Genomic DNA, 11,084 nt, shown 5'->3' on the forward strand with positions numbered 1-11,084 from the left:
GCCGGTTTGGCGCCAACGCTGGCAGCCGGCGTTGCGCGTGCCGGGGAGGTCTTGGCCAGTGGCGCCCCATTGACGCGGGTTACCGCGCTGGCGGAACTGACGCAGCGCCTGGGGTCGGCATGACCACGCCGGATGTTCTTAAAAAAATCCTCGCGGCCAAGGCCGATGAGGTGGCGAATGCCCGCCGCCTGAAGTCATTGGCGGCGTTACGGCGCGACGCCGAAGCGATGCTACCCGTACGCGGCTTTGCGGCTGCGCTGGCAGCCCGGATTGACGGCGGCCAAGCGGCGGTGATTGCCGAAATAAAACAAGCCTCGCCGAGCAAGGGCGTGCTGAGGGCCGACTTCGACCCGCCGGCGATCGCCCGCAGTTACCTGACGGGCGGGGCGGCCTGCCTGTCGGTGCTCACCGACGCGCCATTTTTCAAGGGCAGCCTGGATGATCTTCGCGCGGTGCGGGAGGCGGTCGGATTACCGCTGCTGCGCAAGGATTTTGTGCTCGATCCGTACCAGTTGTACGAGGCCCGGGCCGCGGGTGCCGACTGTATTTTGCTGATCGTGGCAGCACTCGACGACGTACTCATGCGCGATCTGGCGGTCTTGGCAGCGGAACTGGGGCTCGAAGCGCTGATCGAAGTGCACGACGAGTACGAACTGGAGCGCGCGGTCGCGCTGACGCCAGGACTGCTGGGCGTCAATAATCGGGATTTGCATACTTTCCAGACGCATCTGGACACGACGGTGCGTCTGGCACGCCTTGCACCGCCTGATTGCGTGCTGGTAGCCGAGAGCGGTATCCGGCAGCATGACGACGTGGCCTTGATTCGTGAAGCCGGTGTGCATGCGTTTCTGGTCGGTGAGGCGTTCATGCGTGCCACCGATCCGGGCGCGCGCCTGCACGAGCTGTTTTTCAGCGAAGGATAGACGCCATGCGGCAACGCCCACCGGCTCACGCTGGCCTGCGCCATGTGGCGCTGTTCGTTCAGGATCTGGAAGCGTGTGAGCGCTTCTATGTGGACTTGCTCGGCCTGCATGTGGAGTGGCGGCCGGACGAAGACAACGTCTATCTGAGTTCTGGCCAGGATAATCTGGCGCTACACCGGGCGCCTGGTCCTGCGCCAGGCGGCGCGGTGCTGGACCATATCGGCTTTTTACTGCGACGCATCGAGGACGTTGACCCGTGGCACGTCTTTATGCGCGACAATGGCGCCCCCATTGCCGCCGTGCCGCGTACCCATCGAGATGGTGCGCGTAGCTTTTACTGCCTGGACCCGGCCGGCAACCGGGTACAAATCATCTTCCACCCTCCCTTGGCCGGCGCGCTGCGCCCGCTGCGGTAATTGCCATGGCCGATCTGGACGACAAGCTCACGCTGCACGGTTTCAACAACCTGACCAAGACGCTGAGCTTCAATATTTACGATATTTCCTACGCACTGACGCGTGAGGCTCAGCAGCAGTACATCGACTACATCGACGAGACCTACAACGCCGAGCGCCTGACTCGCATCCTGAGCGAGGTGGCCGACATCATCGGCGCCGAAATTCTGAACATCGCGCGCCAGGATTACGACCCGCAAGGGGCCAGCGTCACCATGCTGATCTCCGAAGGTGGCCAGGGCAAGGCGGGTAATTCCACTGCCGAGATGCCCGGACCCAAACCGGATGCGGTGGTGGGACACCTGGACAAGAGCCATGTCACTGTACATACCTATCCCGAGCAACACCCGGACAACGGCATCAGCACGTTTCGGGCCGACATCGACGTGTCCACGTGTGGCCATATCTCGCCGCTGCGGGCGCTCAATTTCCTGATCCACAGCTTCGAGTCGGACATCGTGATCCTGGATTACCGGGTGCGCGGCTTCACCCGCGACGTGCGCGGGCACAAGCATTACATCGACCACACGATTCACTCGATTCAAAACTACATCGACGCCTCGACGCTGGCCCGTTTCCAGGCGGTGGACGTCAACGTCTACCCGGAAAATATTTTTCACACCAAGCTACGGGTACGTAATTTCGACCTCGCAAACTACCTGTTCGGTGTCAATGATGCCGACCTGTCAGCGCAAGAGCAGGCCGCTACTGCAACGCGCCTGGAGCGGGAGATCCAGGAAATCTTCTACGCGACCAACATGAAGTGATTCGGGCGCCGACGGCGCTATAGCCGGTAGGCGGTACGGGTCATCAGCTTGGATGCCAGGCGCATCAGGCTGCGTAGCGGCGCCGGCAGTTCGCGGCCCCCGGCACGCCGGGCGTCTTCACCGTGGCGAATCTCGTCACGGCGCATCTGCTCAAGCACGGCGCGGCTGCGTCGGTCGGCGCTCGGTAAACGCCCAAGATGGTCGTCCAGATGCGCCTGTACCTGGCGTTCGGTTTCTGCCACAAAGCCCATGCTCCAGTCGTCGCCGGCGGTGCCAGCCACCACGCCGATCACCAATGCGCCACCAAACCAGACCGGATCGAGCACGCTGCGCCGGCTGCCCAGTGCCTGTAAGCGGGCGCGGCACCAGTCGATGTGATCCGCCTCCTCGGCGCTGGCAGCCTGCAATTGTGCTAGCACGAGCGGTGAGCGCGCACCCAGGGACTGCCCCAGATACAAGCCCTGCGCCGCCAGCTCGCCGGCGTGATTGACGCGCATCAGCGCCGCCGCGTGTTGTCGTTCGGCGGGGCTCAGCTCGCTGGTTTCCGGCAGCTCGGCGCACGGATCGGTGGCCGCTGTGCGCCCGGGCGGTGGCGCCAGGCGCAGCACACGGTCCAGCGCCAGCAGCAGGCGATCGGCAGGAGTGAAACGCACGGTGGGCATGGGCAGCTCCGCCAGGGAGGGAGAATCCCAAGTCTATACTGCCGCCTGACTTGTACCTTGGCTCGAACGGCATGATCGGCAGTCCGCAAAAACAACGCATTTTGATCGACGGCCCAGCGGGTGCCCTTGAGGTACTGGTCGAGCAGCCGCCAACCCCAGACGGGCCGTTGTGCGTGATCTGCCACCCGCATCCCCAGTTTGGTGGGACGCTCGACAACAAAGTGGTCTATACCCTGGCGCGGGCGGCGCTGGACCTGGGCGCGCGAGCGCTGCGCTTCAATTTGCGGGGCGTTGGTCAGAGCGTTGGCCAGTTTGCCGACGCAGTGGGCGAAACCCAGGATCTGCTGGCGGTTGTTGCCTACGCCCGCGCCGCCTACCCCGAGCAGGCGATACACCTTGCCGGTTTCTCGTTCGGCGCGGCGGTGGCCTTGCGAGGCCACCGCGCTGCCGATGCGGCCAGCCTGCTGCTGGTGGCTCCCCCCGCGGGGATGGGCTACCTGGACGAATGCGCGGCGCCGGCGCTGCCGTGGCATGTTGTCCACGGCAGCCGCGATCAGTTGATCAGCCTTGACCAGGCGCGGCGCTGGCTTGCCGTCGTCGCTGGCCCGACGGCGCCCGTGACGGTAATTGATGACGCCGACCATTTTTTTCACGGTCGGCTGACGCCGCTGCGCGAAGCCGCCAGCGGCTTCTGGAGCCCGCTATTTGACGGTGGCCGCCGCACTTCACCTTGACAGTTTGGGCGTCGCAAAATAGGATGCACGCCCTTTTTGCGGGCTAATTGCGAATTCGGCATGAAGACAGTAAGCGCTACACCAAGCACCATCCAGCAGGATTGGTATCTCGTCGATGCCGATGGCAAAACGCTCGGACGTTTGGCGACCGAGATTGCCCGTCGTTTGCGCGGCAAGCACAAGCCGATCTACACCCCGCACATGGATACTGGCGATTACATCGTCGTGGTCAATGCCGAGAAGGTCTGCGTGACCGGTCGCAAGCAAACGGACAAGCTGTATCACCATCACACCGGTTACATCGGCGGTCTGCGGACCGAAACCTTCGCCGATCGCATCGTGCGGCGACCAACGCTGGTGCTGGAGGAGGCGGTCAAAGGCATGTTGCCCAAGAATCCTCTCGGTCGCGCCATGTTCCGCAAGCTCAAGGTGTACGCCGGCACCGAGCATCCTCATGTCGCCCAGCAGCCGCAAGCGCTGGACATCTGATTCCCGCAAGTTCGGACCTGATCATGGCAGCAGTGCAAAGCAATATCTCCGTAGGTCGTCGCAAATCGGCTTCAGCGCGCGTCATCCTGCGCTTGGGTAAGGGCAGTATCAGCATCAATGGGCGGAGCCTGGAGGACTACTTCGGTCGCGAGACATCCCGCATGCTGGTGCGCCAGCCGCTGGAACTGCTCGGCCGGCCGGACAGCTTCGACCTGCGTATCACCGTCCAGGGAGGCGGGCCGAGTGGCCAGGCCGGTGCCATCCGTCATGGCATCACGCGGGCGCTGATCGAGTTCGACGAAACCTTCCGCCCGGAACTACGCAAGGCGGGTTTCGTGACCCGTGACGCCCGCGAGGTGGAGCGCAAGAAAGTGGGTCTGCACAAGGCGCGTCGCGCGCCGCAGTTCTCCAAGCGCTAAGCCCTGCCGCCGGTCTCGGATGGGGGATCGTCCAACGGTAGGACAGCGGACTCTGACTCCGTCAATCTAGGTTCGAATCCTAGTCCCCCAGCCAACGTTTATTAACGGGAAAGCCCGGCTTGGTCGCCACGTCGGGCTTTTTTGTTGTCCAGCGTGGGTTCAGACTAACTTTGCCAGGGCGGGCAAAGACGGGAGATCGGTCATGGTCAAAGTGGCAATTGTCGGCGGTACCGGATACACCGGCGTCGAGCTGCTGCGCATTCTTGTGCAGCATCCGCAGGTTGAGCTGGCGGTCATTACCTCGCGCGGTGAAGCCGGCAAGCCTGTCAGCGGGCTGTTTCCAAGCCTGGCCGGGCGGCTGGACCTGGCTTTCTGCGATGTTGACGTGGCTGCGCTTGTCGCCTGTGACGTGGTGTTCTTCGCCACGCCTAACGGTGTCGCCATGCAGCAAGTGCCCGCGCTGCTAGAGGCCGGCGCGCGAGTGATCGATCTCGCTGCCGATTTTCGGCTGCGCGATCCGGCCTTGTGGCAGCATTGGTACGGAATGCCCCACGCCTGTGAGGAATATCTTGACGAAGCCGTTTATGGCCTGCCGGAGCTGAACCGTGAGCGTATCGCGGCAGCCCGCCTGATTGCCAATCCAGGCTGTTATCCCACTGCCGTGACGCTGGGATTCCTGCCCCTGATCGAAGCCGGCCTGGTCGATGTGGCGGAGCTGGTGGCCGACTGCAAATCCGGGGTCAGTGGTGCCGGACGCCAGGCGCGAGGCGACTTGTCATTTTGCGAGGCTAACGAGAACTTCAAGGCCTACAACGTATTTGCCCATCGGCATCAGCCGGAGATTGCGCAAACCCTGGGCACGGCAGCTTCTGTGGCCGGGCTTGATCTGACCTTTGTGCCACATCTGGTGCCGATGAACCGCGGCATTCACGCCACGCTCTATGCCCGGCTGCACGCCAGCGCCGACCTGCAGGCGCTGTACCAAGCCCGCTATCGGAACGAGCCGTTCGTGCGCGTGCTGTCACCCGGCGGACACCCACAGACCGCCGAGGTACGTGCCGGCAACGACTGCGCAGTAGCGGTGCATGTGGCCGGCACCCGCGTGATCGTACTGTCGGTGATCGACAACCTGGTCAAGGGGGCTGCGGGCCAGGCGGTGCAGAACATGAACATCATGTTCGGCCTGGACGAAACGCTTGGGTTGAAGCAGCCGGCCGTCGCGCCTTGAAATTACCCGCCCAGCCGCTCTGGCGGCTTGGCCGCACTTGGCGCCACCTGATCGCCGGCGTGTTGATTGGCGCCCTGGTGGGTCTGGGAGCAGGCTGGCTATTGGTTCGGCAGCCATCGTTGGGTGGTCCACCCTCTGTGCCCGATGCCGATGCCGGTCGCGCCTTGCTACGGGAAAACGCCCAGCTGCGTCAGTTGCAGGCCATTGACCGCCAGGCTCAGATAAGCCTGAGGGAAACGGTGGCAGTGCTTACGGCGCGAAACGCCGAGCTTAGAAAGCGCCTGGGCCTGTTGCGCGGCGTGCTGCTCCCGGATGGCCGGGCAGTGGAGTTCGGGATTGCCGATCTGACGCTGACCCGGCAAGCCGACGGCGTGCGGTTCGGTTACAGCTTGCTCCTGGCCCGCGGCGCTCATCCGGCCATGAAAACCAAACTCACCGGGCGTGTCGAGCTGTGGCTGCTGGGTGGGTCACAGGATGAACCAAGCAATCAGCGTGTCGCCGACTTGCCGCTAGTCGCGCAGCAACTGCAGACCCTTGCGGGCGCTTTCAAGGTGCCGGAAGGGTATCAGCCACGGGGTCTTCGAGTGGTGATCGCGCCCATCGGACAGGTGCCACTGGCGACTGAATTCGGCTGGCAGGAGCTGCTCGCTAACAGTGATCCCTTGTAGTAAGCAACTGCGCTACCCTAAGATGGTCCAAAATGTGCGTGGACATATCCATCGCGCAACGAGTTCCGGAGTCTCCGATGCAGCAACAAGAACCTGTGCTTTTCAGTCCAAGTGCCGCGCGCCGGGTGGGTGAACTGATAGCCGAAGAGCGTAATCCCAACCTCAAGCTGAGGGTGTTTATCAGCGGTGGTGGATGCTCAGGATTTCAGTACGGCTTCACGTTCGACGAGAAGGTGGATGACGATGACTGTGCGGTGGCAACCGACGGCGTCACCTTGTTGATCGACCCATTGAGCCTGCAGTACATGGAGGGCGCGGAAATTGATTACCGCGAGGACTTCCAGGGCGCTCAGTTCGTCATTCGCAATCCCCAAGCGACGACCACCTGCGGCTGCGGGTCTTCCTTCAGCGTTTAGTCCGGTGGTTCAGGCGTGGCCGGTTTCTCGAAGCGCCTTCACGGTAGGTAAACGCAACCGAGGATCACCGGCTGCCGGGCACCGGTAACTCTTTGGGTGTCCAGTGCTCGCTCAGCTATGCGTTGGCGCGCGAGCCACGCGAACGCCAGCGCTTCCACCCACTGCGGGTCAACGCCGGCCTTGGCGGTCGTGTCGACTGCAAGCCCTGGCAAGTGACGGTCGATGCGCTTGAGCAAATCGCGATTTCGCGTACCGCCACCGCAGATCAGTAGTTCTTCGGTATTGGTACGGTTGACGAAGGCCGTGGCAATACAGGCTGCTGTGAATTCCGCGAGCGTGGCTTGCACATCCGCCGGTTCGATGGCGCCAAACCGATCCAGAAATCGCTCCAGCCACTGCGCGTTGAAGTCCTCACGCCCGGTGCTTTTTGGCGGTTGTCGGCTGACAAACGGGTGGTCGAGCAACGCGGCAAGCAGGCTGTTATGGACTCTCCCGGACGCTGCAAATGCCCCGTCCGCATCGTAGGGCTGGCCCAGATGGCGCGCCGCCCAGGCGTCTAGCAAGACATTGCCGGGCCCTGTATCCCAGCCCGATGGCCCGGCGTTGCCGGCACCCAAAAAGGTTACGTTCGCCATCCCGCCGAGGTTGAGTATCGCGCGCTGGCAGCCTGAATTGCCGAACGCAGCCTGATGGAACAGGGGTGCCAGCGGGGCGCCCTGTCCACCGGCGGCAATGTCGCCGCTGCGAAAATCAGCCACCGTGGCAATGCCCGTGCGGGCTGCAATCAGCGCCGCATCGCCCAGTTGGAGGCTATGAGGTCCTGGGCCAGCCGGCCGGTGCCGCACGGTTTGGCCATGGCTGCCTATAGCACGCACCGAGCGCGGCTCGGCGTGCGCGCTGGCAAGCAGACTCAGTGCGCTGTCAGCGAATCGCAGCCCGAGTTCGTGATGAAGTTGTAACGCGTTGTCGAGGTCACCACCGCCGGGTTCCTGCAAGGCGTCGAGCCGAGCCCGCAGCTGGGGTGGCAGGGGGGTGCTGTCACTCGCAATGAGCCGTGGCGGGCCTTCGCCGCTGATCGGGAACTCAGCCAAAACGGCGTCAACGGCGTCCTGGCTGGTACCACTCATGAGGCCGACGAATAACGTGGGCCGCACTGGCTTGATCACGGCCTTAGGGATGACTCCGATTCGGCCACCTGACTTGCCGTTACCGCGTCAAGAGCCGTAACCCATGCCGATGTTTGGGCTGCAAAGTGGCGCCGGTAGGCACTTGGCAATGGCCCCGCGTTGGGCAGAGCGACCGTCAAAGGGTCTTTGTGCTGGTTGTTGACCTGGAATTCATAGTGTAAATGTGGGCCCGTGGCCCAACCCGTTGCCCCAACGTAAGCAATGGTGTCGCCCTGACTGACTTGAGTGCCAACGCGCAGCTTGGCGGCAAAACGACTGAGGTGCCCATAAAGGGTGCGGTAGCCCCGGCCGTGATCGATGATGACCACGTTGCCATAGCCACCCTGGCGTCCGGCAAACGCAACCCGACCGTCCCCAGTCACCTGTACCGGCGTGCCCGAGGCGGCGCCATAATCGACCCCGCGGTGCGGTCGTACCGTCTTGAAAATGGGATGCAGGCGATTGGGGTTAAAGCGTGACGTTACGCGGGTAATCGGCAGGGGGTTACGGGTAAACGCTTTGCGCATACTGCCGCCGTCGGGTTTGTAAACCGAGACCCGTCCGTCCGGAGCGGTATAACGCACGGCGCGCAGCACTTTGCCCTTGTTGACGAATTCGGCGGCCAGGATGTCGCCATCCTGCACTTTCTCGCCGTCGAGCATTACTTGGTTGAACACCAGCGCGAACCGATCGCCGGTACGCAGATCCTGAGTGAAGTCGATGTCCCAGCCGAACATCTGTGCAAGCTCCAGTATCAGCCGATCGGACAGGCCTGCTTCCTGGGCCGAAAGGTAAAGCGAACTGGTGATGGTCCCGGTGGTTTGGTTCTGAACGGTTTGGGTCGGCAGAGTATGCAACTGGGCTGTATACCCGTCGTCTTCCCGCCGGACTTCTAGCTTGTTGATTGGGTCAATTTCAAAGTCCAGGGCAACCAACTCACCGCCATCAGCGTTTGCTCGCAGGACCTGACCGGGCTTCAAGTCGAGCAACGAACGCGCATGTTTGCCTGCATCCATGACCGATTGCACTGTTCCGGGCCCAAAGCCCATGGCGCGCATTGCCAGAAAAAAACTCTCCCCCGGTTTAATACGATGTTCGAGCCACGCCTCGTCAAGACGTTCCAAGCCTGGCGAGCCGGCCTCATCAATGTCAGGCAACGCGTATGGGCGCTCTACCATCGGCGCGCTCAAGCGCTCTGGAATGCTCGCCAGGCTCTCGGCAGTACGGGCTACCAGCACTGCTACCATGCAGGCCATGACAGAGCCATACAGCCACGGCAGAAGCCGACGGCCCTTGAGTGGGCGCGAGCCGGCATAAGGGGAATTCCGGAACAAGGGGGCGGTCGCGCGGGCAGCCACCAACGGCGGGCGTCGTCGATTAATAATGCAGTCCTCGTCGCGTTACAGATGTCAGGCGCGGGCGGCACCTGGATTAACCGCTACAGCATTTCCGCCTGCGCTGCCCCGCTATGATACCGGCATGCGCATTCTTCACTTTAGCGCGGTTAGATTGCAAGTCCAAAAATTGTGTTCTTTTATCTACTGAAAAGGTCGAAAGTCGATGGTTGAGCCCCCAGGCCTTAGTTCTCTTGATGTCCTTCGCCGCGGTACCGAGGAAATCATCCCCGAACGGGAGCTTGCTGATCGACTGCGTGAGGGGCGCCCGCTGCGTGTGAAGGCGGGGTTCGACCCGACCGCTCCTGATCTTCACCTCGGCCATGCAGTCTTGCTCAACAAAATGCGCCAACTGCAGGACCTGGGGCACCATGCGTTGTTTGTAGTGGGCGACTTCACCGCGATGATCGGGGATCCGACCGGCCGTAACGCCACTCGCAAACCACTGACGCGGGAGGCGATCCTCGCCAACGCGGAAACCTATCAGCAGCAAGTGTTCAAGATTCTTGACCCGGCGCGGACCGAGGTTCTGCTCAATTCCGCTTGGCTGGAGCCTCTGGGAGCGGTGGGGATGATCGAGTTGGCAGCGCAGGCGACGGTCGCGCGGATGCTGGAGCGGGACGATTTCTCCCAGCGCTATCGGACCGGTCAGCCCATCGCCGTGCACGAGTTCCTCTATCCGTTGATGCAGGGCTATGACTCCGTCGTTCTTGAGGCCGACCTAGAGATCGGCGGCACCGACCAGAAATTCAACCTTCTTATGGGGCGCCAGCTGCAACAAGCGCACGGAAAGCGGCCGCAAGCGATCATGACCCTGCCACTGCTCGAAGGTCTTGATGGCGTCAGGAAGATGTCAAAGTCCCTCGAGAACTACATCGGGATCACTGAGCCGCCAGAGGCCATGTTTGGCAAGTTGATGTCAGTCTCCGACAATCTGATGTGGCGGTACCTGGAGTTGCTGAGCGCCCGCCCGGTAGCGGACCTGGCGCAAATGCAGGCCGCCGTCGCGGCGGGAAAGAATCCGATGGAGATCAAGCTCGACCTGGCAGAGGAACTGGTGGCGCGTTTCAACTCCGCCGCGGCAGGAGGCAAGGCCCGAGAGGGCTTCCTGGAACGCTTCAGACACCGTCAGGTTCCCGACGAACTGCCACAAAAAAGCCTCCGTGCCCCCGGGGGACTCATGATTGGCGCTGCCTTGCAGCAAGCGGGCCTGGTTGGCAGCACATCCGAGGCGTTGCGCCTGATCGCGCAGGGCGCGGTACGGGTCGATGGCGACCGTGTAGACGATCCAAAGCGCCTTTTGAGCGCTGGTAACGATTATCGGGTGCAAGTCGGAAAACATCGAATTTGCAATATCACAATGATATAAAAGATTTTTTTAAAGTTCATGGTGGCCGTCTCAGGAAATAACTCGGCGCAAGGTTGACGTGGCGTCGGTCCTGCTTATAATTCGCACCCCTCGCCGGTCACGTACCGGCCGTTCTTTGAAAATCTGAGATCAGGTAATTTGTGTGGGCGCTTGCGTCCGCACGGTTAAGTCGACTTGGCTTAATCTGAGGGGACAGTACCCTCAACAACCGTATTCGGCTGGAAACAGCTGATCGGAAATTAATTGAAGAGTTTGATCATGGCTCAGATTGAACGCTGGCGGCATGCCTAACACATGCAAGTCGAACGGCAGCACAGGGTAGCTTGCTATCCGGGTGGCGAGTGGCGGACGGGTGAGTAACGCGTAGGAATCTACCTTTTCGTGGGGGATAACC

At 62.1% G+C, this 11,084-nt stretch carries 13 protein-coding genes, 1 tRNA gene and 1 rRNA gene; 12 read left to right on the plus strand and 3 right to left on the minus strand.

Going from position 1 to position 11,084, the window contains the following annotated elements; genetic code table 11:
* Positions 1-119: 119 nt before the first annotated feature.
* The 3 genes from trpC to speD are packed head-to-tail and all read left to right on the plus strand — an operon-like array spanning position 120 to position 2,145.
* On the plus strand, positions 120-923 hold the full coding sequence (gene trpC, locus ABZF37_RS11765; RefSeq protein ID WP_372720137.1) for an indole-3-glycerol phosphate synthase TrpC: 804 nt from the start codon (positions 120-122) through the stop codon (positions 921-923).
* 5 nt (positions 924-928) lie between these two features.
* Complete coding sequence (locus ABZF37_RS11770) at positions 929-1,339, plus strand: VOC family protein (RefSeq protein ID WP_372720139.1); 411 nt, start codon at positions 929-931, stop codon at positions 1,337-1,339.
* Between the two features lie 14 nt (positions 1,340-1,353).
* Positions 1,354-2,145 (plus strand): adenosylmethionine decarboxylase, encoded by a 792-nt coding sequence (gene speD, locus ABZF37_RS11775; RefSeq protein WP_372720161.1) that lies wholly within the window; start codon positions 1,354-1,356, stop codon positions 2,143-2,145.
* A 17-nt stretch (positions 2,146-2,162) separates the two neighbouring features.
* Here the strand turns inward: speD and coq7 are convergent, their stop codons facing one another.
* Entirely contained in the window at positions 2,163-2,807 is a 645-nt protein-coding gene (gene coq7 / locus ABZF37_RS11780; RefSeq protein WP_372720141.1) for a 2-polyprenyl-3-methyl-6-methoxy-1,4-benzoquinone monooxygenase, read from the minus strand.
* Between the two features lie 50 nt (positions 2,808-2,857).
* Between coq7 and ABZF37_RS11785 the strand changes: the two genes are divergently transcribed.
* From ABZF37_RS11785 to erpA, 7 genes are all read left to right on the plus strand, one after another.
* The gene (locus ABZF37_RS11785) at positions 2,858-3,541 is read left to right on the plus strand and encodes an alpha/beta hydrolase (protein WP_372720143.1); all 684 of its coding nucleotides are present in this window, start codon (positions 2,858-2,860) and stop codon (positions 3,539-3,541) included.
* A 60-nt stretch (positions 3,542-3,601) separates the two neighbouring features.
* On the plus strand, positions 3,602-4,030 hold the full coding sequence (rplM, locus tag ABZF37_RS11790; RefSeq protein ID WP_372720145.1) for a 50S ribosomal protein L13: 429 nt from the start codon (positions 3,602-3,604) through the stop codon (positions 4,028-4,030).
* 23 nt (positions 4,031-4,053) lie between these two features.
* On the plus strand, positions 4,054-4,449 hold the full coding sequence (gene rpsI, locus ABZF37_RS11795) for a 30S ribosomal protein S9 (RefSeq protein WP_372720147.1): 396 nt from the start codon (positions 4,054-4,056) through the stop codon (positions 4,447-4,449).
* A 20-nt stretch (positions 4,450-4,469) separates the two neighbouring features.
* Positions 4,470-4,543, plus strand: a tRNA-Gln gene (locus tag ABZF37_RS11800).
* A gap of 108 nt (positions 4,544-4,651) precedes the next feature.
* Positions 4,652-5,677, plus strand: a complete 1,026-nt coding sequence (argC, locus tag ABZF37_RS11805; RefSeq protein ID WP_372720149.1) for an N-acetyl-gamma-glutamyl-phosphate reductase — start codon at positions 4,652-4,654, stop codon at positions 5,675-5,677.
* Positions 5,674-6,345 (plus strand): DUF6776 family protein, encoded by a 672-nt coding sequence (locus ABZF37_RS11810; protein WP_372720151.1) that lies wholly within the window; start codon positions 5,674-5,676, stop codon positions 6,343-6,345. The genes argC and ABZF37_RS11810 overlap by 4 nt, the downstream gene beginning before the upstream one ends.
* A gap of 77 nt (positions 6,346-6,422) precedes the next feature.
* Positions 6,423-6,761 carry an iron-sulfur cluster insertion protein ErpA gene (erpA, locus tag ABZF37_RS11815; protein ID WP_372720153.1) on the plus strand — a complete coding sequence of 113 codons (339 nt, stop codon included), beginning with the start codon at positions 6,423-6,425 and terminating at the stop codon, positions 6,759-6,761.
* Positions 6,762-6,799: 38 nt separating this feature from the next.
* On the opposite strand, the gene ABZF37_RS11820 is transcribed toward erpA, so the two are convergent.
* A complete protein-coding gene (locus tag ABZF37_RS11820; protein WP_372720155.1) occupies positions 6,800-7,927 on the minus strand; it encodes an anhydro-N-acetylmuramic acid kinase in 1,128 nt (375 codons plus the stop codon).
* Positions 7,924-9,183 carry a peptidoglycan DD-metalloendopeptidase family protein gene (locus ABZF37_RS11825; RefSeq protein ID WP_372720157.1) on the minus strand — a complete coding sequence of 420 codons (1,260 nt, stop codon included), beginning with the start codon at positions 9,181-9,183 and terminating at the stop codon, positions 7,924-7,926. Before ABZF37_RS11825 ends, ABZF37_RS11820 begins: the two co-directional genes overlap by 4 nt.
* Before the next feature lie 304 nt (positions 9,184-9,487).
* Here ABZF37_RS11825 and tyrS point away from each other — a divergent pair, with 304 nt between their 5' ends.
* Both tyrS and ABZF37_RS11835 read left to right on the plus strand, forming a co-directional pair.
* Complete coding sequence (gene tyrS / locus ABZF37_RS11830) at positions 9,488-10,690, plus strand: tyrosine--tRNA ligase (protein WP_372720159.1); 1,203 nt, start codon at positions 9,488-9,490, stop codon at positions 10,688-10,690.
* A gap of 240 nt (positions 10,691-10,930) precedes the next feature.
* A 16S ribosomal RNA gene (locus tag ABZF37_RS11835) occupies positions 10,931-11,084 on the plus strand; the annotation flags it as partial.

The sequence above is a fragment of the Immundisolibacter sp. genome (assembly GCF_041601295.1).
GTDB lineage: Bacteria > Pseudomonadota > Gammaproteobacteria > Immundisolibacterales > Immundisolibacteraceae > Immundisolibacter.